Annotated in this window: 20 protein-coding genes; 8 read left to right on the top strand and 12 right to left on the bottom strand. The window is 58.2% G+C overall.

Annotation, left to right across the window (positions count from 1 at the left end):
* Nucleotide 1 precedes the first annotated feature (1 nt).
* The 3 genes from LG294_RS05745 to LG294_RS05735 are packed head-to-tail and all read right to left on the bottom strand — an operon-like array spanning nt 2 to nt 3,014.
* Nucleotides 2-943, bottom strand: a complete 942-nt coding sequence (locus tag LG294_RS05745) for a type II secretion system F family protein (RefSeq protein WP_404290367.1) — start codon at nt 941-943, stop codon at nt 2-4.
* The gene (locus LG294_RS05740) at nt 940-1,791 is read right to left on the bottom strand and encodes a type II secretion system F family protein (protein WP_404290365.1); all 852 of its coding nucleotides are present in this window, start codon (nt 1,789-1,791) and stop codon (nt 940-942) included. Before LG294_RS05740 ends, LG294_RS05745 begins: the two co-directional genes overlap by 4 nt.
* Entirely contained in the window at nt 1,788-3,014 is a 1,227-nt protein-coding gene (locus LG294_RS05735; RefSeq protein ID WP_404290363.1) for a CpaF family protein, read from the bottom strand. The genes LG294_RS05740 and LG294_RS05735 overlap by 4 nt, the downstream gene beginning before the upstream one ends.
* Nucleotides 3,015-3,297: 283 nt before the next feature.
* On the opposite strand from LG294_RS05735, the gene LG294_RS05730 reads away from it, so the two are divergent.
* Together LG294_RS05730 and LG294_RS05725 are read left to right on the top strand one after the other, a co-directional pair.
* A complete protein-coding gene (locus LG294_RS05730; protein ID WP_404290361.1) occupies nt 3,298-6,288 on the top strand; it encodes an FtsK/SpoIIIE domain-containing protein in 2,991 nt (996 codons plus the stop codon).
* 201 nt (nt 6,289-6,489) lie between these two features.
* Nucleotides 6,490-6,960, top strand: a complete 471-nt coding sequence (locus tag LG294_RS05725) for a hypothetical protein (RefSeq protein ID WP_404290359.1) — start codon at nt 6,490-6,492, stop codon at nt 6,958-6,960.
* Here LG294_RS05725 and LG294_RS05720 read toward each other — a convergent pair.
* On the bottom strand, nt 6,957-7,361 hold the full coding sequence (locus LG294_RS05720; RefSeq protein ID WP_404290357.1) for a hypothetical protein: 405 nt from the start codon (nt 7,359-7,361) through the stop codon (nt 6,957-6,959). The two genes, LG294_RS05725 and LG294_RS05720, sit on opposite strands and share 4 nt — an antisense overlap.
* Nucleotides 7,362-7,717: 356 nt before the next feature.
* Here LG294_RS05720 and LG294_RS05715 point away from each other — a divergent pair, with 356 nt between their 5' ends.
* Nucleotides 7,718-7,966 carry a WhiB family transcriptional regulator gene (locus LG294_RS05715; protein ID WP_265161012.1) on the top strand — a complete coding sequence of 83 codons (249 nt, stop codon included), beginning with the start codon at nt 7,718-7,720 and terminating at the stop codon, nt 7,964-7,966.
* A gap of 311 nt (nt 7,967-8,277) precedes the next feature.
* Nucleotides 8,278-10,422 carry a PASTA domain-containing protein gene (locus tag LG294_RS05710; RefSeq protein WP_404290355.1) on the top strand — a complete coding sequence of 715 codons (2,145 nt, stop codon included), beginning with the start codon at nt 8,278-8,280 and terminating at the stop codon, nt 10,420-10,422.
* Between the two features lie 76 nt (nt 10,423-10,498).
* On the opposite strand, the gene LG294_RS05705 is transcribed toward LG294_RS05710, so the two are convergent.
* Together LG294_RS05705 and LG294_RS05700 are read right to left on the bottom strand one after the other, a co-directional pair.
* Nucleotides 10,499-11,890: a class II 3-deoxy-7-phosphoheptulonate synthase gene (locus LG294_RS05705; protein ID WP_404290353.1), complete on the bottom strand. Its 1,392-nt coding sequence runs from the start codon at nt 11,888-11,890 to the stop codon at nt 10,499-10,501.
* Nucleotides 11,891-11,989: 99 nt separating this feature from the next.
* Entirely contained in the window at nt 11,990-12,661 is a 672-nt protein-coding gene (locus LG294_RS05700; RefSeq protein WP_404290351.1) for a lysophospholipid acyltransferase family protein, read from the bottom strand.
* A 130-nt stretch (nt 12,662-12,791) separates the two neighbouring features.
* Between LG294_RS05700 and LG294_RS05695 the strand changes: the two genes are divergently transcribed.
* The 3 genes from LG294_RS05695 (at nt 12,792) to LG294_RS05685 (ending at nt 15,893) form a co-directional block, all read left to right on the top strand.
* A complete protein-coding gene (locus tag LG294_RS05695; RefSeq protein WP_404290349.1) occupies nt 12,792-13,547 on the top strand; it encodes an alpha/beta hydrolase in 756 nt (251 codons plus the stop codon).
* Nucleotides 13,544-13,975: a hypothetical protein gene (locus LG294_RS05690; protein ID WP_404290347.1), complete on the top strand. Its 432-nt coding sequence runs from the start codon at nt 13,544-13,546 to the stop codon at nt 13,973-13,975. Before LG294_RS05695 ends, LG294_RS05690 begins: the two co-directional genes overlap by 4 nt.
* A gap of 106 nt (nt 13,976-14,081) precedes the next feature.
* Nucleotides 14,082-15,893 (top strand): AMP-dependent synthetase/ligase, encoded by a 1,812-nt coding sequence (locus LG294_RS05685; protein WP_404290345.1) that lies wholly within the window; start codon nt 14,082-14,084, stop codon nt 15,891-15,893.
* Here LG294_RS05685 and LG294_RS05680 read toward each other — a convergent pair.
* A complete protein-coding gene (locus LG294_RS05680) occupies nt 15,866-16,411 on the bottom strand; it encodes a hypothetical protein (RefSeq protein ID WP_404290343.1) in 546 nt (181 codons plus the stop codon). The genes LG294_RS05685 and LG294_RS05680 overlap by 28 nt on opposite strands.
* A 208-nt stretch (nt 16,412-16,619) precedes the next feature.
* Nucleotides 16,620-20,072, bottom strand: a complete 3,453-nt coding sequence (locus LG294_RS05675) for a pyruvate carboxylase (RefSeq protein WP_404290341.1) — start codon at nt 20,070-20,072, stop codon at nt 16,620-16,622.
* A gap of 347 nt (nt 20,073-20,419) precedes the next feature.
* On the opposite strand from LG294_RS05675, the gene LG294_RS05670 reads away from it, so the two are divergent.
* The gene (locus LG294_RS05670) at nt 20,420-21,241 is read left to right on the top strand and encodes a ParA family protein (RefSeq protein ID WP_404290339.1); all 822 of its coding nucleotides are present in this window, start codon (nt 20,420-20,422) and stop codon (nt 21,239-21,241) included.
* 83 nt (nt 21,242-21,324) lie between these two features.
* On the opposite strand, the gene LG294_RS05665 is transcribed toward LG294_RS05670, so the two are convergent.
* From LG294_RS05665 to LG294_RS05650, 4 genes are all read right to left on the bottom strand, one after another.
* A complete protein-coding gene (locus LG294_RS05665; protein ID WP_404290337.1) occupies nt 21,325-21,915 on the bottom strand; it encodes a MerR family transcriptional regulator in 591 nt (196 codons plus the stop codon).
* 199 nt (nt 21,916-22,114) lie between these two features.
* Entirely contained in the window at nt 22,115-22,597 is a 483-nt protein-coding gene (locus LG294_RS05660) for a bifunctional nuclease family protein (RefSeq protein WP_404290335.1), read from the bottom strand.
* A 40-nt stretch (nt 22,598-22,637) separates the two neighbouring features.
* The gene (locus tag LG294_RS05655) at nt 22,638-23,393 is read right to left on the bottom strand and encodes a MerR family transcriptional regulator (protein WP_404290333.1); all 756 of its coding nucleotides are present in this window, start codon (nt 23,391-23,393) and stop codon (nt 22,638-22,640) included.
* Nucleotides 23,394-23,468: 75 nt separating this feature from the next.
* Nucleotides 23,469-23,921: an FHA domain-containing protein gene (locus LG294_RS05650; protein WP_404290331.1), complete on the bottom strand. Its 453-nt coding sequence runs from the start codon at nt 23,919-23,921 to the stop codon at nt 23,469-23,471.
* Nucleotides 23,922-24,000: the final 79 nt, after the last annotated feature.

Here is a 24,000-nt window from a genome sequence, read left to right as displayed (position 1 = left end):
GTCAATAGCTCATCTCCAAGAGGGCCAGGCCGGGGAACACCGCGAACACGATGGTCAACGGCAGTACTCCAAAAACTATTGGAATTAGCATGCTGATTTCCCGTTTTCCAGCAACTTCCATCAGCTCTCGTTTGGATGCATCTCGCACGTCTTGAGCCTGGTCGCGAAGCACCTGGGCCAGCGGAGTGCCGCGTTCGGTGGCCACGACGATAGCATCGACGAACCGGGTCATCGCCCCTACTTGGATGCGATCAGACATGTTCTGCATCGCCTGAATCATCGAGTTACCGGCATGGATTTCATTGAGCGTTTCGGTGAATTCATCGCCTATCACCCCATGGCAGATGCGAGAGATTCGTTCGATCGCTCCGGTAGTCGATTCGCCGGCGCCCACAGTGAGGGCCAGAACTTCAGCGACCGTGGGAAATTGGGTGAGAACCTTGCGGGCACGGCGTTGAATCTGTTCGTTCAACCACCAGCCGCGGGCCAGGAATCCGAGCACGCCGCAGCCGAGCACCACGATGAGGGCGAACGCGAAATTAGTAGGTCGGCTCAGCGCGAGCAAGGCCATGAACGCGGCGCCGGCCAGAAGACCCAGCAGCGCGCAGATGATCTCCTGCGAGCGATAGTCCACAACGCTGGCCTTCAGCCCTGCGGCACGAAGTCGCTTACGTACGGTTTCGGTGCTGGGGCTGTGCAGACTTGCGAGGCGTTTGATCTGGGTCAGCAGTGGTGCGGCGAATTGCACCATTGCTGGATTGCGCGATTCCGCTCGCCAGGAATCCTCGAGCATCCTTGAGGAACGCATGCCCACACGAATATGCGGGGCGACGCGTTCGGCGAAGGACATCGGACGCCAAGCGGGCAGGTTCACGATAATCATCCATAGGCCCAAACCAAAACCAAAGCCGCACAGCACTGCCCAAGGGATCAGCGAATTCATGCCAGCACCCGTTCTTCCACCGGCAAGGTGCCAAGGCGCAGCATCACCCGGTAGCACAACAGCGAAATGAGCAGGCCTCCGACGAGAACGATCACCCCGCCGGAGGTCAAGTAGGCGTTTTTCGCCGCATCTTGGGTGCCGAGCACCAACAACAGGATCCATGGTGCAGCGACCGCCAGTCGGGCTGCGGAAACTATCCACGACTGGCGGGCTGCCAGTTCTCCCCTGGTACGCACGTCATCGCGCAAGAATGCCGCCAGGGTGCTCAGGGTTTGGCCCAGATCGGTGCCGCCCACCTCGCGCGTGATCCGCAACGTGGCTAGGATCTTATCGGAGACCGGGTCAGCCAGCCGTGCACCCAGTTGCTCAAGAGCGATGGAAAAATTGGACGTTGCCCGATAGTCCAAGGCGAAGTCGCGGAAGGCTGGGCGCAGCAGTTCCGGTCCCATGCTGGCCAGCTGGCTCAACGATTCGGGCAGCGATAGCCCGGCCCGGATGGCGCTGCGCAAGTGATCGACCACCTCGGGCCACTGCTCGTGCAACGCCGCCTGTCGTTTGGCCGCCTGATGTCGCAGGTACACCCACGGCGCCCACAGCCCGAAGAGCAAAAACACGCTGGCGAAAAGCCAGGAGCCGGTCAAGGCCAAGGTGATCAGCACGAAGATCAATCCATTGGCCGCGCAGATCGCCACAAATTTTGCCGGGCTCAAGTTCACGATGCCCGCACGTAGCAGGGAGAGCCGGATCGCCGACTGGCGTTTGGCCCGCGGCGGGCTCGGATCGAAAAGCAGCCAATCCACGATCAACGCGATGCCCAAGCCGCCGAGCAATCCTAGAAACGCGATCATGATCGTTCCATCAGCAGTTGGGCGATGTTAATCCCGGCGAGCGCGAATTTCTCGTGTGCCCAGTCCGCTCCGGGCGCCTGGGTCAGCTCGCCCTGCCCATATTCGAAGAGCGTGGAGGTTTCGAACTGGCCGTCTTCCACCCGTCCGCGCACACTGAGAATTTCCTGCACATAGCGTTTGCCGCTCGGATCTCGGGTGCAGTGCACCACTAGGTCAATGCAGGCGGCCACGGTGCGCACGGTGAAGTCGCTGGTGATATTGGGCCCGGCTAGCAGCGGCAATGTGCAGATCTTGGTGATTGCATCGCGCGCAGAATTGGCGTGCAGGGTGCACAATCCAGCGATGCCCGAGTTCAGGGCGATGAGCATGTCCAACGATTCGGCCTCGCGTACCTCGCCGACGATGATCCGATCCGGTCGCATGCGTAGCGCTTCCTTGACCAGTCGGCGCATGGTGATTTCCCCTGTGCCCTCCAAATTTGCGAGGCGGGTTTGCATGCTGACCACATCGCGCGCGGCCAGATTGAGTTCGAAGATCTCCTCGATGGTGATGATGCGTTCGCGCGAGCCGATGGAGGAGGCCAGACAGTTGAGCATCGTCGTCTTGCCAGCCTGTGTGGGTCCGGTGACCACCACGTTGAGCCCCGCGGCGATCGACCACCCCAAAAAGGACGCTCCGTCCTGGCTGAGCGAACCGAGTTCCACCAGATCTTCGAGCTTCGATGCGCGGGCGATGAATTTACGGATGTTCACCGCCCAGTGCTCGTGGGTGATGTCCGGGATGACCACGTGCAGTCGGGAACCGTCGGGTAGCTGGCAGTCCACGAAGGGTTGGGACAAATCCAACCGGCGACCGGAGGATTTCAGCATTCGTTCCACCAAGGCTGCTACCTCGTCGGCTTCGAGTCTGATGTGCGTCAATTCGCTTTGTCCCCCTCGCGCACAGAAAACCTGGTGCGGCGAGTTGATCCATATTTCTTCGACGCTGGGGTCATCGAGCAGCGGTTGCAGCGGCCCGAATCCTGCCACATTGTCGAAAACCGAGCGGCGGACCTGGTCGAGCGAACCGACGGCGGGGACCGCACCAAGCAGTGCCCGCTCGTCGTAGTCGCGCAGGACATCGTCGATTAAAGATCTGATGAGCGCAGGTTGTTTGCCAGGGTCCAGTCCGCGCCGGCGCACCAGCTCTCGCACTTCGTCTTCCACGATGGATAGCGCGTCCACGTCAAAGTCCTTAGCCGAACCTATGAAAGTCGTTCCCGAATGCTTCGAGGTACTCCGGCGAGCGCGGCACCGGATCAACGTCTTGCAACCCTTGCCTGGGGATTCGCTAGAAAGGGTATGTCAAGGGAGCCTATCCCCACCGGCTAGCGCTTTCAATAGCTTGCGCGAAGATGTGGATAAACTCCGGCTGGTTTTCCACAGTGTGCGGTGCTCCATTAAGCGTGGTCCCTGGCGCGTGCTGAAGTGTTGCCAAGACCCAGCAAGCAATCGAGGAGGAGAGTCCATGGTGCGCTATGAGCTGTTGCTCGCGGCACGGTGCTTCGCCCAACCGCGCCAATTCCGGCTGGAAGTCTCCGCGCAGCTAGATGGCGCTGAGCTGGCCAAGATTCTGGCCGGATCCTTCGGTGCGACGCGCTGGTTCGTGGCAGAGACTGCTCTGGAAGATTGTGGGCTGTTCAGCGCGCGCACCTACCTGCTGCTAACCGATATTCCGCGGGCCACGGCCACTGCGGATGGCCAGCTGCCCTCCGCACTGCAGCTCTTTGTCGCATCTGGACCGGATGCCGGGGCGAGCTTGCAGCTGACCCAAGGCGTGCATCGACTCGGGCGCTGTGCCCCGCTGTGGTTGCAGGACCCGCTCATCGCCCGGCATCATGCGCAAATTACAGTGGACCAGTTGGCCTTGGTACTGACCTGTGATGATGCGAATTCGATCCGGGTGGAAGATAACGTTCGCAGGCGCGGTGCGGTGACCCAGCTGCAGCTTCAGCGCGGATCGCGCTTCTGGTTGGGAAACACCGAACTGCGCGTCGGCGATCCGGTGCTGCTCGATACCGGTCATTGCCTGTCTGCCGAGCAACTGCGCTGGCAGTTGCCGGATAAACCCGAACTGCAACGATTGATCGCGTTATGCCTCGCTGCCTTGGTCCCGATGCTCTCCGGAGTGTTGCTGGCGGTGCTCACCGGCTCCATGCTGTTCTTGCTGCTCAGTGGTGCTTCAGCCCTTTTAGGTATCGTGCCGGCTGGTCAGTTGATCATCGAGCGTCGCCGATGGAAGGCCAAGGCGGTGGTGCACCGCGCCCAGGTAGCTCAAGCTCGCGAAGCCTATGCGCCACCGTTAGGGATCTCGCTGCTTGCCGGGTTGACCCGAACCGAATTGGGGATACCGAGTTCTGGGTTGCCTCCGCTAGTGTTCGGCCGAGGGCTGTGGTCCCCGGCTGCGGAATCAGTGGATACAAGCAAGAAACGACGCAGGAGACCGCGTAGGGCTTTGGATGCCCCTTGCCCTTCGCCGGTGTTCACCGCCACTGTTCCCGGGGCCTGGCAGATCGTTGGAGACCAGGACAAGACGAACAGCGAACTCTTGCTGGCATTGCTCGCCCGCTACCTGCCCGCAGTTCTTGCCGGACGGCTCGAACTGGTGCTCGACCCGCAACTAGAATGCCTTCCAGCCAGTCTGATCCTGCTCCCCGGGGTGCGCACTGGGCGGCCACCGGCTCCAAGCGCTCCCACGCTGGCGGCACCGGCGACCGGCGAGGTGCGCTCCATCTATGTGGTGGCCTCCGCAGCAGAGCGGTGCGAGGAATCTGTAGTGATGGGGCTGAGCCGCGCCCCAGTTCCGCAGGGCACCTGGTGGGTGAATCCTGCGATGCCCGAAGCGCGGCTTGAAGATCCGCAGCTGACGTTGCAGAGCGTGCAACGATTAAGCGCACCACGATTCAACCGGCTCGTCGACAGCTGTCTGGCCCTCACCGAAACCCACCGAAACCTCAACAGCACCACCTCGCCGAACGCTGAGATTCAGCGCGCACGGCGCGGGTTGAGCGCCCACATCGGCGACACCACTGGACATGAACCGGTGATTCTGGATTTTGACGCCGACGGGCCGCACATGCTGATCTGCGGCACCACCGGATCCGGAAAATCCGAGGCATTGCGCCGCATCGTCAAAGAACTAGCTGCCGGCTACTCCCCCGAGGAGTTAGCCTTCGCCCTCGTGGACTTCAAGGGCGGCGCGGGGCTTTCGGTCTTCGCCACTTTGCCCCACGTCCAGCTCTTCGCAAGCGACCTCGACGCGGCGGCCGCGCAGCGGACCCTGTCGCAATTAGAAGTCGAAGTCACCCGCCGTGAACAACTTCTTGCCAGCTATCGCTGCAGCGACCTGCTCGAATACCATCAGCTCAGTGATCCGGCGCCCGCTATGCCCAGGCTATTGGTGGTGATCGACGAATTTCGAGTGTTTAGCGAATCCATCCCCGAAGCGAACCCTCGCATTGACCGGCTCGCGGCCGTGGGCCGGGCGCTGGGCATTCACCTGTTGCTCAGCACCCAACGCCCTGCCGGAACTCTGACCGGGCAAACCCGTGCAAATTTGAACACAGTTATCGCGCTGCGAGTTAACGATCCGGGTGAATCCATCGAACTGGTTGGCATCCGGGATGCGGCTTCGCTGGTCGATCCCGGGCAGGCAATTATCCACTGCGCCACACGGAAGACACGAAAATTCCAATTTGCGCTCGCCTTTGACCCACCACCTTATGGTGAATTAGCCGAACGTGGACCAGAGAACCTCGGCGCACGGCAGATCTGCACCTTTGGTACTCCACCCACCGCCCACGAAGCCATGGAGGCACTGCACTACCAGGTGGAAATCTTAGCTCAGCGCTGGGCAACGCCTGGACTTGCTGGCTCTCCGTTTGCCCCGGCGCTTCCTTCGCAGCCCGTACCTCCCGAATCGGAATGGCTATCTGCGCAGCCTGCATCCATCTGGTGCGGGCTTATCGACCAGCTAAAGCACGGAACTCTCGAACCATTGTTCATCGGCGGCGAGGCGAGCCACAGTCTGTTGGTATGTGGCCTGCCAGAGGCTGGCCCGCGTCAACTGTTGACCGGATTGTGCATGCTCCCGCGGAAAATCCTGAGTTTCGGACCGGCATTGGTCCCAGATGAACGTAGCAGCGCACAGCTGCGACAAATCACCGGAGAGGACGTCTACGACTTTTTAGACGCACTGGACTACCTTGAAGAACGGCGCGAAGACTCGGGTCTGCTCGTACTGATTCATGGGGTATCACAACTGCAGTCCTTGCTGCACCCGCAGCATTTTCAACGCTTCGATGAAGTTCTTGGGGGCCTGTTGCGTCGCAGTCCGGCCAGCGGTCTAACCATTGTCCTCGCGGTGGATCGGGATCAGTCTCTACTCAAAGCCGGAGGATTGTGCACCGAGCAATGGTATTTTCCCTATCAGGCTACAGAATCGTTGAAGATGCTCTGACCTCGCTTGCCGGAGGTAGCAGACGTAGTTGGTCGAGGCATGTTAGTGAGCGGCAACGACCCTGCACGCACCATCCAGATAGGTTCGCCCCGTTCGGCACCTTTCGCGCAAAGTCTGTGGACGACGAATATCGAAGATTCTGCATGCCTATCCGAGCCAGGGACGCTCCCGCTTGGCAGACGGTCACTTGTGGCTGCCACATTGAGCCTTCCCGCATCGGCGATGACTATCCTGATCTGCGCAAACCCGGTGATCCGAGAAGAGCTAAGCCAATGCCTGTGTCACCGGTGGTCGCTAGATCGTGTGCGCGGAATCGACGAGTTCGAATCACGGCTGGACCAGCTCACGCCGGGGCATATCGCGCTGGTACTCGAGCATACGAACGATCCCCGACTTGCCGGTCTATTGAACGTTGCGTTGAGCCACGCGGTAGTGCCGGTGCTGTTTGTACCGCCATCTGGCCGGCTTGCCTATGAGATCGGGGCACCAGGGATGGCACTTGATAACCGTTGTGTTGTAATCATCGAGGCCCACCATCCGCACGATATGCAACCCATGGCGTGGGAACCATTGAGTTCCCGCGAATCGGGACAACGGGTAAAAAAATGGCGCGCGATTGCCAGTTTCCGTGGGCAACCACGCGCCTTCTATATCAACAAGGATGAAATCTAGGACTGCGGTCGATCTCCCAAAAATTCCGTTGTCTTGGGTGCAAACAACATCACGACGATGATTCCGGCAATTACGATGGCCGCAATGGCGATGCCCCGAAACGGACCTTGAATGAAGGAGAACGAGAGGATCAGCTGGAACAGTTGCCACACGATGATCGGTGCACGCGTGAAGGCCTTGCCCTTGTAGAAGTTAATGGAAACGCTGGCCTGCCAGGCTCCTGCGGCGATGCACAGGACGAGCATGAAAATTCGGCCGCCCATGTTCAGATCCCCCGCGTCCGAGAGATGTAGAAGGTAGTTGACCGCGTAAACCAATACCGCCACAGCTTCGAGCATCGTCAGGGCAGCAACGGCGAAAACGCTAGTAGGTCGGGATACGGAAGATTCATTATTGCTCACGAGAACAATTTTCGTGCAAGCACCTCAGGAACTCAAACGCACGGTGTCGGCGGCGAACATGGCGCCGACCACAACCCCTTCAGATAGCGCAGAGAGCCTTGGAAATCCATGTGAGAAAGCACTCAGGCATTCAACCACATTTCACTTCCGTGACTCTTGTTTACTTTCTCGTAACATGAAAACCTAATGTGGTTGGTTAAACGAACATCTCTGCTCGTACCTCTCCAACTCATCGAGGACCATTCCGGTACACACAACGTAACGCAACTGCATTTCCAATTCGCAGTTGTTTTCAATTTGTGACGTTTTCCGGGAGGTCTTCGTTCCCCTAAATATTTCAAGGAGCATCAATAAGCATGGATTGGCGTAGCCGCGCGGCGTGTCTGGATAAGGACCCGGAACTTTTCTTCCCGGTGGGTAACACCGGTCCGGCCCTCTTGCAGATCGAAGAGGCCAAAAGCGTATGCCGTCGATGCGACGTCACGGAAACCTGCCTGCAGTGGGCCATCGAGTCCGGGCAGGATGCCGGCGTCTGGGGCGGCATGAGTGAAGACGAGCGTCGTGCCTTAAAGCGTCGCGCTGCTCGGGCACGTCGCGCTTCTTAGAGTAATAGCTGCACCCGAGGTAGTTCTCGCAACCCGGGTTGCTGTCCGAAATCCGTCAGTGGCAACTCTACTGGCGGATTTCGATTTTAACTCGTGAAATTCTCAGGCCAGCTGAGTAATCTACACTTAGTATCTGTGTTCGAAAGGAGCCCGGTCGTGTCCCCGACTCGTCATCAGTGCTCCATTGTGGCAGGAGTTTTTCTTTGATTAGCCCGGATCGACGAGATTCACTCGTAGGACAAGTACTCGGCAATCGGTATCGGCTAGATACGCTGATAGCGCTGGGCGGGACCTCACGGGTATACCGGGCAATGGATCAGAACTTGCACCGCTCTGTGGCGGTCAAGGTGCTGGATGAAAATTTTGCCAGCGAATCTCTGGTCCGCGAACGCTTCGAGTCGGAAGCAATTATCGCAGCGAACATCTCCCACCCAAATGTGGTCTCCATCCGTGACCATGCGGTCTCCGGAAGCCACGTTTATCTGGTGATGGAGTACGTTCGCGGACGCAATCTCGCCCAAGTTATCGAGGAGCATGGAAGGTTTACTCCACGGCAGACACTCAGCGTTCTCGAACGAATCTGTAGCGGACTACGCGCCGCTCATCTTGAAGGCATTGTGCACCGGGATATGAAACCGGCGAACGTATTACTTTCAGACAATGGCGAAATCAAGATCACCGACTTTGGTCTGGCGCGCGCGGCAAGCGCGCATACACAGTCCGGGACTCTTGTCGCCACGCTCTCGCATGTCTCCCCTGAACTAGTTTCCGGGGCACCTTCCGATTCGCGCAGCGACATTTACGCCGTTGGCATCATGATCTATCAAATGCTCACCGGGCAGCTGCCATTCCCGATATCTAATCCCGCGGCGATGATGAAGCAACATCTCGATTCGCCGATGCCATTGCCCTCAGCGATAATTCCAGGACTCAGCGAAGACCTCGATGAACTGGTGCGCTGCTGCACAGAAAAAGACCCGGAGCACCGACCGCAGAATGCGGGCTTCTTACTGGATGACGTCATCCAAATTCGATCCACACTCACCGATGATGAACTCGACCTTGACGCCGATTCCCTAGGCCAAATTTCGGATCTCGCTCCATTGGCTGCCACGGCAATGCCTACCACTGTGCAACAACGACTTGATGAGTGGCAGCGTTACCGCGAAGAACGACGCCAGCCATGGTGGATGGAAGAAAATACTCTCGGCGAACCGGTAGCCTCATCGACTGAAGACTATTCCGCGGTTCCAGGTGAAGATGTCACCACAGTCATTAGCACCTCCCAAGCTACCGAGGTTCTTGACCTTCGCGAGGCACAGGCCACTATGGTGACACCTCTGCTGTCCCCCGGTGACGCTGTCCAAGCGCTACCTGAAATGAACGCCACCGCGGCTTACTCTCGCGAAGATTTAGCTGGGTTCGACGATTCAGCCTCGGTAGCCAGTGGGCCTGTGGCCCCAGCGATCGTCAAAGGTACCGCCCGCGCACAAAAGCAAGAGCAAAAACGTGCGGCTAAACAATGGCGCAAAACCGCGCAAGTACCCACTCACCAATTGGTGAACCCCAAGTCTGCCGGAAGGCGCGCGGTGATCACGATGGCATTCATCTTCATCGTCGCATTGGTCGTCGCTGGTGCATGGTTCTTCGGCCGCGGTCCGGGAAGCATTATTCGGATCCCATCGCTGACCGGAATGTTGCAAAACCAAGTTGTCGCCCAATTCGACGAACAAGGTGTGCCGGTGCGGGTGAACACCGTCTATGACGATGAGATCGCAGTGGGCCGGGTAGTGCAATCCCAGCCGAGCACCGGTGAAAGCATGATGAAGTTCCAGGGCGTCGAATTACTGATTTCCCGCGGCCCGGAACGCTTCGAAATTCCAGCGCTTGAAGGATTGACGGAATCTGAGGCCACGGATCAACTCTCCGATCTGGGCCTAGCCAAGGTGAAGACGAGCCAGGAATATTCCTCGTCCATCGCCAAGGGACAGGTCATTTCCAGCTCGCCGGCTGCCGGCGAGCTATCGGGGCGAAAGAACACCGTGACTTTGGTGCTCTCGCGTGGGCCGGCACCGGTCCAGGTGCCAAACCTCGTGGGTATGACACCGGCGCACGCCAAACAGGCCCTGAGCGAGGCCGGACTGAAGCTGAAGCTCGGCGAACAGCAGCACTCCTCGGAGGTTGACCAGGGGCTGGTCGCGGATCAGAGCCCGCGGCGCCAGACCGTCGAGTTTGGCAGCACTGTCACCGCCCACGTGTCCAAGGGACCTGAATACCTTCAGGTGCCGTCGGTGATCGGTCTGAGTCTGGCCGAGGCGACCGAAACGCTGGAAACAGCTGGCTTCACCGTCTCGACGCGATCGGTGCTTGGCGGCTTCTCGGATACGGTCCGCATGCAAACCCCCTTGAACCAGCGCGCCGTTCGTGGCAGTGAAGTCAGCCTCTACGCTTTCTAGACTAAAAGCTCCGCTCAACAAAAAACCTTGGCCTCCCGCAAACGCGGGAGGCCAAGGTTTTCAGAGCTTCGGGCGTTTAGCGACGACCGCGGCTCTGCAGTGCACTGGAGACCAAGAAGGCCATTTCCAGGGACTGCTTGTGGTTCAGGCGTGGGTCACAGACCGACTCGTAGAGATCGTCGAACTGTTCCTGACGGATTGGATCGGCGCCGCCGAGGCACTCGGCCACATCGTCGCCGGTCATTTCCACGTGCAGGCCACCTGGGAAGGTGCCCAGCGAATCGTGGACCTCGAAGAAACCACGAACTTCGTCCATGACATCATCGAATTTGCGGGTCTTGTACCCGTTCTCGCTGGTGACGGTGTTGCCGTGCATCGGGTCGGTCACCCAGAGCACCTGGGCACCGGAGGCGGTGACCTTCTCGACCAGATTTGGCAGCTTCTCGCGAATGTTCTGCGCACCCATTCGGGTGATGAAGGTCAATCGTCCTGGTTCGCGGTTCGGATCCAGCTTCTCGATCAGTGCCAGTGCGTCGTCTGGCGAGGTGTTCGGGCCAAGCTTCACTCCAATCGGGTTGCGCACGCGTGACAAGAAGTCCACATGTGCGTGATCCAACTGGCGGGTGCGTTCACCGATCCACAGGAAGTGCCCCGAGGTGTCGTATGGCTGGCCGGTACGCGAATCCGTACGGGTCAAGGCGCGCTCGTAGTCCAGCAGCAACGCCTCGTGGGAGGCGAAGAACTCGGTACGCTTCAGTGCTTCGAAATCGGCTCCGCAGGCATCCATGAAACGGATGGCCGAGTCGATCTCGCCGGCAAGCTGCTCATAGGCAGAGTGCGCAGGGTTAGCCATGAAGCCAGCGTTCCACGAGTGGACACTACGCAGATCTGCGAATCCACCTTGGGTGAAAGCGCGGATCAGGTTCAGCGTGGCCGATGAAGTGTTGTAGGCCTGGACCAGACGCTTCGGATCATGCGCACGGGACTCTGGCGTGAAGTCATAGCCGTTGACGATGTCGCCACGGAAGGCCGGCAGGGTTACGCCATCGCGCGTCTCATCGTTCGAGGAACGTGGCTTAGCGAACTGGCCTGCCATGCGTCCCATCTTGATCACTGGCATCGAAGCGCCATAGGTCAGGACGACAGCCATCTGCAAAATGGTCTTCACACGAGCTGAGATCTTATCCGCGGTGGCCGCGTCGAAGGTCTCGGCGCAGTCGCCGCCCTGCAGCAAGAAGGCTTTACCCTGCGCGGCGGCTGCAAGGCGTTCGCGGAGGATATCCACTTCACCGGCAAATACCAGTGGCGGACGTGAACCCAGCTCGGATATCGAGGCACTATAGTCCGGGTGCTCACGCCAGGTGGGCTGTTGGGCAATAGGCAAATCACGCCACGCATCAAGTTGAGGGTCGGTGGCGGGGCCGGCTACAGAAGAGCCAGGCAATGGGGTTCGGTTTTCTTCGCTCACCTTAACAATTCTACGTCCGAGACCATCAAAGCACCGCGATGAATGTAACAGCACGACGTAACACACCGATAAAGGCAGTCACGCGCAATGCGCGAACAACTATTTTTTGATTTTCTTCGGTGCGTAAACGTCGACGTAGATCTGTCCGGAAAGCTCATTGATGGCTTTGCGGATTTCGTCGGCCACATGTCGTAGCGACTGCGGGTCATCGACCTGTCCGGCGTACTGGCTGAAATCCAGCGGCTCTCCGATGCGGATGCCGATCCGGCCAGGCCGAGGGATGGCCCGCCCGATCGGTTGGACCTTATCGGTGCCGATCATGGCGATCGGAATAACCGGGGCACCGGATTCCAAGGCGAGCTTCGCTACTCCCAACTTGGCTCGGTATAGCCTGCCATCGGGCGAACGCGTGCCTTCCGGGTAGATTCCCAACAGCTTGCCCTCCTGCAATGCGCGGTTGGCGCTGTCCAGCGAGGCGGCCGAGCCTTTTCCTCCGGAGCGGTCCATCGGTAGCTGATTGATATTTCGGAAGAACCAGGCGACGAAGCGCCCCTTGGGCCCCTTGCCGTTGAAATAATCCTCCTTGGCGAGAAAAATGACGGGGCGCTCAAGACTCCCTGGCAGGAAGACCGAATCGCTGACCGACAGATGGTTCGAGGCGAGGATCGCTGCACCATGCTCGGGGATATTTTCAATCCCTCGGAGGTCGATCCTGAAGAAAACACGCAACAGTGGCCGGACTGCGAACCGTTTAAGAAAGTCGTAGAGCACGGGGTGGCGTTTCCTTCTTCTCGTCTTCGAACAACTTTTGGCGGGTGACAACCGGACGGCGCCTTGGCCCACACCATACAATTGTGCACTACGCTCGACAGTGAACCGTTGAATTTTAGGGGTGCGCATAATGAAAGATACTTCTTTGGTCCCGGAAGCCGGGTCAGCTTCGGACGTGGCGGTACTGCTGATCCACGGTTTCACCGGCTCCACGACGGCCATGCGCCCTTGGGCCGAGTCGCTGCAACACCACGGTGTGCACACGAGTGTTCCCATACTTCCCGGGCATGAGACACGCTGGCAGGATCTGATCGGCCAGCCTTTCGGGCAATGGATCCAAGCGACGGAGGACGCCTTCGACGAACTGGCAGCTGCGCACGAACATGTCTTTGTTGCCGGCCTCTCCATGGGCGGAGCGTTGGCACTGCACCTAGCAACGCGTCGTAATGTCAGCGGCGTGTCTCTGGTTAACCCCGGGCTGGTCATCGATTCACCGGTTGCTCCCTACGCGGGCTACCTGCGCCGGGTGGTGCGGACCGTTGCGCCGATCAGCAATGACATTGCTTATCCCGGGGCCGATGAGAACGCCTACGCACGTACGCCGGTAGCGGCCGTCCACGAGGTGTACAAACTTTTTGCGCAGACACGGGCGCGCCTGCCATTGGTGAAAGCACCAGTGCAGTTGCTCCGTTCCGCGGTTGACAATGTGGTTTCGGATGCATCCGTTCACGAATTGCTCAAAGGCCTCGGCCCGGGAATTCTGCGTGAGCGAATTGCGTTGTCACGTAGTAGGCATGTGGCGACATTGGATTACGATGCGCCAAAGATTTTCAAAGAATCGCTGCGCTTCTTCACCGATGTCGCAGCCAGGGAAGAAGCCCAATGAGCCCTGCAGAGAACGAGCCTTCAAAGGCCGAGGACCCACGCTGGGATCAGTTGGTGGAGAACTTCAAAAGCCTCGACGCACAAGCACCTCGTGAAGCAAGCGCCGCAGAACGTGCTGCCCAATTGGAAAAGCTGTTCAATACTGGGCCGCTCGCGCGCGGCCCACGCGATTTCGAACCAGCCGACACTCCCGATGAATTCGTCCCCGAAGAGCCAGCGGCCCTGGGCAGTGGCGATCCGATGTTGAATTTGGCGTGGGTCGGCGCTGCGGGCGGACCCTTCGGATTGCTGTTTTGCGTAATCTTTTTCCGCAGCGCGCCGGGGTTTATTTATCTCGGCTTGGCTGCCGCGGCGATTCTTGGCATTTTTTACCTCTTGAGAAGACTTCCGACTCAGCGCGATCCGGGAGATGATGGGGCAAAGGTCTAATCGACTTGGTGCACTTCATTAGTACGTTACTATCGAGTAATATAAATGTGACGCAGCTTACGAAGCGTTATAACCTCGGACACTTACCACAGGAGTTGAGTACCAGATGCGCGAATATAGCTCGCCACTTCGCATCCACTCGCCGGAAAATTCGAACATCACCGATCTGCTCCTACGACATGCAAATTCGGCAGCCAATCCGGCTTTGTTCTCCGTGCCTACCGCCAGTGGGGCCTGGCAGGACATCACTGCATCGCAGTTCGCCGCCGATGCCTCGGCCATTGCACGTGGCTTCATTGCCTCCGGTATTGAGCAGGGCTCACGCATTGGGCTCATGGCCCGTACCCGCTACGAGTGGACTCTCGTAGACTTCGCTATCTGGTATGCGGGATGCATTACCGTGCCCATCTACGAAACTTCCTCCCCCAGCCAGGTCGCATGGATCGTAGCCGACTCCGAAGCCTGCGCCATGGTCGTGGAATCGCCTAACCACGAGAATGTCGTCCGTCAGGCGGCCCATCAAGAGGCCCTCGAATCCTTGGACCACATCTGGCAGTTTGAAGGCGGCCTCGATGAGCTGCGCAAAGCCGGGGAAAATGTCAGCGACGAAGAGTTGGAAGCACGTCGCACATCGGCCACGCTGAAAGATGTGGCGACCCTGATTTACACCTCCGGCACCACCGGTCGTCCCAAAGGGTGCGAGCTGACCCACGGAAACTTCGTCGAACTATCCGAAAACGCTGCCGCCGAGCTTCCGCAGTGCGTGTATCCGGGTGCCGCGACGATCATGTTCCTGCCGTTGGCGCACGTTTTCGCCCGCTATATCTCGGTTCTTGCAGTCTCCGCAGGTTGCCGAGTGGGACACACTCCGGATGTTAAAAATCTCTTGCCTGATCTACAATCCTTCAAACCGAATTTCATCCTCGCGGTGCCGCGAGTTTTCGAAAAGGTCTACAACTCTTCGATGCTCAAGGCAGAAGACGGGGGCAAGGGGAAAATCTTCCATGCAGGCGTGGATGTTGCTGTCGCATACTCCAAGGCGCAGGGGGCCGGCAAGGTACCTCTAGTCCTCAAGCTAAAGCACAAGCTGTTCGATGCATTGCTGTACAGCAAGCTGCGCGCGGCCATGGGCGGAAACATCCGCCACGCAGTCTCCGGCGGTGCCCCACTAGGCGAACGCCTAGGTCACTTCTTCCACGGGATCGGGCTGACCGTCCTCGAAGGCTATGGGCTGACCGAGACCACCGCTCCCATCACCGTGAACACCATCGATCGCATCAAGATCGGCACGGTGGGACCACCGCTGCCGGGCAATGCTGTACGCATCGCGGATGATGGCGAGATTCTGGCCAAAGGCATCTGCGTAATGCGCGGTTATCACAACCGCCCCGAACTGGAAGCGGAAACCTTTATCGACGGCTGGTTCCGCACCGGGGATGTTGGTGAGCTGGATGCCGATGGATTCTTGAGGATCACCGGGCGCAAGAAGGAAATCATCGTTACCGCCAGCGGCAAGAACGTTATCCCTGCACTGCTCGAAGACCAGATTCGAGCCGATGCACTAGTTTCCCAGTGTGTGGTCTTGGGCGACGGCCGACCGTTCATTTCGGCCCTGGTCACCTTAGACCCTGAGGCATTGCATGGATGGTTGGAACGCCACCAGCTCGATACTTCGCTGACCGTAGAACAAGCTGGCGATCTCGATCAGGTAAAGACCCACGTGCAGAGCCTCATCGACAAAGCCAATGCTTCAGTTAGCCGGGCAGAGGCAATCAAGTCCTTCCGGATTGTACCGACGGACTTCACCGAATCCTCCGGACACCTGACCCCTTCCTTGAAGATCAAGCGCTCAGTGGTCTTCAAGGACTACGAAGCGATCATCGAGGAGATCTATTCGGCGGACAAGCCCGTCGCGTAGTCCAAAACAGCATTAGCAAGTTCCCACGATTCGTGGGATGAAGCGGCCCAGGGCAACCTGCGGCCGCTTTGCTGTGTCTGCTGGGCAAAATTCTTAGGGAGGATAATCCGTTCGAAGACCGGCGCCGGGCTGCTTGAAGCTCTAGAACCGAGTTGTACGTACACCAGGTTCTCGGCCAGTGTCGTCCGGCCGTTTAGCAGCAGCCACTGGACTAGGTCCATCAGCGCGGGTTCTGCTTCCGCGGAGTCATCGCCCACAACGACTAGCACGTCGGCGTTGTTGAAGCGTCCTGCAAGTGCCGCTCGAACTCTTTCGGGACCAGTTGCGTCCACCTGCGAATCCAGCGATAGCTGCGCCAACTGGCCCTGAAGAAACTCGGCAAGTTCTGCGGCCGGTAGGTTCGCATCAAGCGCGAAGATGGTAATTTGCAAGTTTTGACGTAGTCTGCCAGCCGCGATGGCTTTCGCCCGCAAGGTCTCTGGCCTCAACGTCGGAACTGTTTTTCGCGATATCCGCATGTTTCTCCTTGAACAAGATCTAGGCTACCCGGACTTCTGGAGTAAATCGAAGCCATCAGAGCGCATCGTGCCGCATCAGCTCCAAGGCCCACCGCTTCCATAGAATGCGCACATGCACAGGGACGCCAACAGTTAAAAAGTGTGGCCCCGGGAGAAAAATTCCCGGGGCCACAATCCTTTGTTCAACGAACGCTGTGCCTTCGTTGACTTACTTGGAATCGATGACGAGCAGCAGATCTCCGCCCTGCACCTGGCTGGTTCCGTTCAACGTTACCTGTGAAACGACGCCCGATGCGTTGGCAGTGATGCCGGCTTCCATCTTCATCGCTTCGATGGTGGCTACCGACTGGCCTGCTTCGATGAGGTCGCCAACCTTGACGTTGACTGTCACGGCACCGGCGAACGGTGCGGCTACATGTCCCGAATCATTCGGGTCGGCCTTTGGCGCGGTCTTCACCGTCGACTCAACCGATTCGTCGCGCACCTTGATCTGGCGCGACTGTCCGTTGAGCGAGAACACCACTGTGCGCAGGCCCTTCTCATCGGCCTCGGAAACCGAGATCAGCTTCACAAGCAGGCGCACGCCGGTGCCAAGGGACACCACGCGCTCGACGTCTGGGGTCAGCCCGAAGAGGTAGTCACGGGTGTGCAGCACCGACAGGTCACCGTAGCTCTCGACCGATTTCTCGAAGTCGCGCGTCGGACCGGCGAACAGCAAGCGGTTCAAGGTCGCACGAATAGTCTCATCGTCGGCGTTGAGCGCCGCCGAATCTTCGTCGGAGAGCTCTTCAACATGCGGGCGCACATTGCGACCCTGCAGTGCCTTGGTGCGGAATGGTTCCGGCCAGCCACCCGGAGGGTTTCCTAGCTCTCCGGAGAGGAACTGAATGACCGAATCCGGGATGTCGAAGTTCTGCGGGTTAGCTTCGAAATCTGCCGCAGGAACACCGGAGCCGACCAGCTGCAATGCCAGATCGCCGACAACCTTGGAGGACGGGGTCACCTTGACCACATTTCCAAGCATGTCGTTGACCGAAGCGTACATGGATTCGATGGCTTCAAAACGCTCGCCCAGTCCCAGCGCGATGGCCTGCTGGCGCAGGTTAGAGAGCTGGCCGCCCGGGATTTCGTGCTGGTAAACACGCCCGGTTGGCGCAGGCAGCCCGGATTCGAACGGCTTGTACATGGCACGCACCGCTTCCCAGTAGGGTTCCAGCGAAGCTACCGCGTCCAACGAAAGCCCCGAATCCCGTTCGGTGTGCTCAAGTGCTGCCACAAGGGCAGAAGCGGAAGGCTGGCTGGTGGTGCCGGCCATCGCGGCCGAAGCCACGTCCACTGCATCCACGCCAGCATCGATCGCTGCCATCAATGTGGCGAGCTGCCCGCCGGAGGTGTCATGAGTATGCAGGTGCACCGGAACGTCGAAGCGTTCGCGCAGCGCAGTGACCAGCTTCTTCGCGGCGGCCGGACGCAGCAGGCCTGCCATGTCCTTGATGGCGATGATGTGGGCACCGGCATCGATGATCTGCTGAGCCAGATTCAGGTAGTAATCAAGCGTGTACAGCTTCTCGTTGGAATCGAGCAGATTGCCCGTGTAGCACAGGGCCACCTCGGCGACTGCCGTCCCGGTTTCGCGAACAGCCTTGATGGCCGGAGCCATCTGCGAGACATCGTTAAGCGCATCGAAGATGCGGAAGATGTCGATGCCGCTCTTAGCAGCCTGCTTTACGAACGCGTCGGTGACCTCGGTTGGGTACGGCGTGTAGCCCACGGTGTTTCGGCCACGCAACAGCATCTGCAGCGGGATGTTCGGCAGTTCGGCTCGCAGTAGTTCCAGACGCTTCCACGGATCTTCGCCCAGGAATCGAAGCGAGACGTCGTAGGTGGCGCCTCCCCAGACTTCCATGGAGAACAACTGCGGAACGGCGTGCGCATAGGCAGGAGCTGCGGCGAGCAGATCTCGGGTACGCACGCGAGTTGCCAGCAACGACTGGTGCGCATCACGGAAAGTGGTGTCGGTGACGCCCACAGCTTGCGAGTCGCGCAGTGCCTTGGCGAAACCTTCCGGACCCAAATCCAGCAGCTTCTGACGCCAGCCCGCCGGCGGCGCTACCGACTTGGAAGGCCCATCGAATGGCGAACGCTCCGGCTCGGAAGCCTTATCCCCCGGGAAGCTCGGAAGCTTCTTGCGTGGATCAATGCCATCGATACGTTCACCATTGGGCTTATTAACGGTCACGTAAGCCAAGTAGTTCAGGGCCTTGGTGCCACGGTCCTGGGATTCGTTACCGGTCAGCAGGTCCGGGCGCGAGTCGATGAAGTCGGTCGCGACGTCTCCGGCGATGAACTGTGGATCGTTCAAGACATTCTGGATGAACGGAATATTGGTGGCGACGCCACGAACGCGGAATTCGGCTAGCGCACGGCGCGCACGCGCAACGGCGGTCTTGTAGTCGCGGCCACGGCAAGTGAGCTTGACCAGCATTGAGTCAAAGTGCGGGGATACCTCGGCGCCGGTGTAGATGGTGCCGCCGTCAAGACGCACACCGGAACCACCAGCAGAACGGTAAACGGTGATGGTACCCACATCTGGTCGGAAACCATTGGCCGGGTCCTCGGTGGTGATGCGCGACTGCAGCGCCCAACCACGAACCTGAATATTGTCCTGGCTGATATCCAGATCGCTCAGTGATTCGCCGGAGGCAATGCGCATCTGCGCCTGAACGAGGTCGATATCGGTGACTTCTTCGGTCACCGTGTGCTCTACCTGGATACGCGGGTTCATCTCGATGAACACGTGCTGGCCTGCACGCTCGCCAACCGTGTCGACCAAGAATTCGACGGTACCGGCGTTCTGGTAACCCAAGGTGGTCGCAAACTTCACGGCGTCGCGGAACAACGCCTGACGGATGGAGTCATCAAGGTTTGGCGCCGGGGCAATCTCGACAACTTTCTGGTGACGACGCTGCAAGGAGCAGTCACGCTCGTGCAGGTGCACCACATTTCCCTGCTCGTCGGCGAGGATCTGTACCTCGATGTGACGCGGACGCAGGACCGCCTGCTCGAGGAATACGGTCGGATCGCCAAAGGCGGTACCGGCTTCGCGCATTGCCGCACCCATTAGCTCGGGCAAGTCTTCGCGCTTATCAACACGACGCATGCCGCGGCCGCCACCGCCGGCTACTGCCTTGACGAAGATCGGGAAGCCAATCCGGTCGGCCTCGGCCAGGAGGAAGTCGACGTCGTCGCTCGGTTCAGATGATTCCAACACGGGAATACCCGCTTTGCGGGCCGCTTTCAACGCAGCAACCTTGTTTCCGGCTAGCTCAAGCACGTCCGCCTTTGGACCGATGAACTTAATACCGTTTTCTGCCGACTTACGTGCCAGGTCTGGGTTTTCCGAAAGGAATCCGTAACCTGGGTAAATCGCATCTGCGCCGGCTTCTTTGGCGACGCGGATGATTTCGTCAATGTCTAGGTAGGCGCGGACCGGGTGGCCCTCTTCGCCGATCTGGTAGGCCTCTCCAGCTTTCTGGCGGTGGATCGAGTTGCGATCTTCATATGGGTAGACAGCAACTGTTTTTGCGCCTAGTTCATAACCAGCGCGGAAAGCACGAATTGCAATCTCACCGCGGTTGGCGACCAAGATTTTCTCAAACATAGTTTCCCTACATCGATTCAGCACACCCTTGTGGGAGACGGGGACGTCCTTGGTAGGACGCGTTGTTCCCGTTTTCCCGGGTGTAGGGCCTCGCAAAACGGATATTTTTAACCGCTGCTGTGAATACCCTATCGTGACGGGGTGCACAATTACCAAACATTTCACCATGTGGTCTGACCACGAAACAAACTATTGTCCAAGCGCAGTTTTTATACCTTAGTTACATTCGTGCTAAAAATCCCATGTTGCGGAGTCGGGGAAATACCGCTCGGCACACTATGATAAAGAGAGACTAAATATTCGTTGGGACGTTTAATCAACAAGCAGTGAAAGGCGTGGTCTGGTCCGTGCATGTAGTGAGCATCAGCAGCCTCAAGGGTGGCGTAGGAAAAACCTCCGTAACACTCGGATTGGCCTCAGCAGCACTCGCAGCCGGAATTCCGACGCTCGTGATCGATTTAGATCCGCATGCAGATGCGAGCACCGGCCTGGGCGCCCGAGTCAATGGCAAGCAGCCAATTGGGCAAATGCTCAAGAACGTCCGCCGTGCGCGACTTCAAGATAACGTCGCAGCCAGCGCATGGCAGTCTAAAGCTGCCGAGAAGAAATCGCGCACGCGAATCCCGGTACTAGATGTTGCCGTCGGCGACGCGTTCACCGGAATTTATGATCGTCCGGATCTTCGTACACGAGATTTGCGACGCCTCTCCCAGCTATTGAGCCGCACCAGCGGATACCAGCTGGTACTTATCGATTGCCCTCCATCGCTGAACGGTCTAACCCGTATGGCATGGAGCGCTTCGGATCAGTTGTTGCTAGTTGCCGAGCCTAGCTTGTTCTCTGTGGCTGGCACCGAACGCACACAGCGCGCTCTTGAACTTTTCCGCCGTGAATTCGCTCCATCGCTGGGTCCGGTTAGCGTGGTTGCCAACCGCGTACGCAAGGATTCGGCGGAGCATACGTTCCGGATAAACGAAATGCGTCAGATGTTCGGTGATTCCATGGTGAAGCCAGAGATCCCCGAACACCCAGAATGGCAGCAGATCCAGGGCGCAGCATATTCAGTGCATCAGTGGCCAAGCAAGGCCACCGCGCCAATGCTTTCGCAGTTCGATGCATTGCTTAAGGACCTCATGTCCGCAGCGCCGACGCAGAACGGCCAGTCCTAAAGAGTTTAGAAACAAAAAAACTTCGGCTCGAACATCTCGTAGGAGATTGTTCGAGCCGAAGCCTTTTTAATTCTAAATACGCATCAGCTTACGTTACGTGCGGCCTTGGCAGCGCGGCGGGAAGCGAGCTCATCGGTGACTATTTGGTCCCCGATGCTTTCGGATGGCAGCATGGCCAAGGATCCTTCAACCTCGCGCCATACCCGGCCTACCGCGATGCCGAAGACACCTTGGCCGGCCTGAACCAAGTCGATAACCTCGTCGGCACTGGTGCACTCATAAACCGAAGCGCCATCGCTCATTAGCGTAATCTGAGCCAGATCTTCCACACCGCGTTCGCGCAAGTGGCTCACTGCTGTACGGATTTGTTGCAGTGAGACGCCAGTGTCCAATAGGCGTTTAACAACCTTCAGAACCAGAATGTCACGGAATGAATACAGGCGCTGAGTACCGGATCCCTTGGCTCCACGTACCGCCGGTTCGACTAGACCAGTACGAGCCCAGTAGTCCAGCTGTCGGTAAGTGATCCCGGCAGCCTTGCACACGACGGGTCCCCGGTAGCCGGCATGTTCATCCAACTCGGGTAGATCATCGGTGAAGAGCAAACCTTGGGTATTGGATCGCTGAACGCCACCGGTGGTCCCATGACGAGGACCGGTCTGGCTAGACTCCATCCAAATACTCCTAGCGTGTAAGCTCATTCAATTGAGAGGCCAGAGACTTCATGCGACTGACAGGTGCGAGTGATGACGAACCTTGAATCGGTCAACAAGAATTTTCTCTATGCTTCGACGGTACGGCCATAAGGGGCATTGGTCAAAGACCTTCAAGCTTAACTTTAAGGCGTGTCGTAAGTGGGGAGCTGATGCCCAGCTAAGCCGAGAAATCTTCGGGATCAATATTGTCTAGGAACTCCCGGAATTCGCGCATTTGCTCTTCGGGAAGCTCTTCGCCTTCGGATTCGATTTCGATGGCTACACCTGCAGATTCCATGACTTCTTCAGTACACAGGATTGGGCATTGTGCACGTACCGCCAGCGCGACTGCATCAGAAGATCGAGAGTCCACGCGCTTTCCATTGGACAGTACCAACTCAGCGGTGAAAATTGCGTTCTGGACCGAGACGATCTCGATCCGCAGCAATTTCACGTCGAGAGCTTCAAGCATGTTGACTATCAAATCGTGAGTCATAGGTCGCGGCGGCGTAAGTCCTTGTTCCGACATCGCGATAGCGGATGCTTCGGGTGCGCCAATCCACAGCGGTAAATACAGATTCTGCTCATGACGTTTAAGCAGTAGCAATGGCTGATTCGATGGAAGCTGGATTCGAATGCCGGCAAATTCTAGTTCAAGCATGCACTCCCCCTAGCGTTGCGAATTCGTCTCTGCTCCCAGCCTAGCGATCAAGCTTGGAAATCGCACGCTGCACAAGCGCTTCGTGAAGCTCTAGGCACTGTCGCGAGATTTCTTGGGCTTCTTCGGCTGCCCTAGCACGTGCGGAGACTTCAGGCTTTTTCAAGTCCGCTCCGATAATGGACTCGATCAGCGAGAATTCGCGTTCTGCAGCGGTACGGAACTGACGCAGATGGCGAGGCTCAATACCATGATTTGCAAGATCAACGGCGGACTTGGTGACCCGCACGCCATGGGCATCGAATTTGCCTGATTCCGGTTCGATCAGACCATAGTTGATTAGCTCGTGGACGAGCTCTTCGCTGGCCCCCGTCAACCCCTGCAGCTCCGCCAAGGAGACAGGACGAGAATGACGGTCGACAGCCTCGACCATGTCGCTATCGACGGCCTGGGGCGCTGTGGGTGCTCCACCAGGCAATGCTGCAGGAGCTTCACCACGGTCTATGGCATCAAGGTGGTCCTTGATGACCTTCAACGGCAGGTACTGATCGCGCTGTACCGAGAGGATGAAACGCAGTCGGCTCACATCGGAAGCGGAATATTTCCGATACCCGGCCGAGGTACGCTGCGGGATAATTAATCCCTTGTCCTCCAAGAAGCGAATCTTGGAGGCCGTCACCCGAGGGAATTCGTTTTTCAGTTCAGAGAGCACTTCGCCGATATTCAGTGCTGCCGCCCTCACGTTCTCGGGGCGTAGTGCCTCGAGTCGTGGACTGCGGGCTGCATCAAAGAGTGGCAAAGGAGAATCTCCTCAAATAGTTAAGCGGAACGACAGCCACTTGCGCGACTGCCAGGAAACTAGTACTTCACTAGTTTAAACGTTCGGTACGCTCTGGTAGAAATTTAGACGGAATTTACCGATCTGCACCTGAACCGCGTTTGCCAAGGTCACCGAATCGATACGGTCGCCATTGATGTATGTTCCGTTCAATGAACCAATGTCGGCAAGCTTAAAAACGTCGCCAACGCGCTCGAACTTTGCGTGCCGTCGAGAAACCGTGACATCGTCCAAGAAAATGTCCGCATCCGGGTGGCGACCTGCAACGCTTGAATCGGTATCCAGTAGGAAACGAGCGCCCTTATTTGGCCCGGTATGAGCAATCAGCAAGGCGGATCCTGCGGGAAGCGCTGCAACGGCGACGCGTTCGTCCTCGGACAGCGGGTAAATTATCGATGGCTCTGCGACCTTGTGAGCTGCCGGTAAGGAGATATTGGTCGTTTCGGAGGCAGACTCGTTATGCGGGTCAACCGGCCCATGTTCAGACATTTGGGGTCCTCCAAGAAAATTTGCTCTCAAGCTTACGCTTGACGACCTTCGGTTAAACGGGTGTTTGGTGGTTTGCACC

This window comes from Glutamicibacter arilaitensis (assembly GCF_044793945.1).
Lineage (GTDB): Bacteria > Actinomycetota > Actinomycetes > Actinomycetales > Micrococcaceae > Glutamicibacter > Glutamicibacter arilaitensis_B.
The sequence above is the reverse complement of the archived record's forward strand: the minus strand, read 5'-3'. Positions and strand labels throughout refer to the sequence as shown.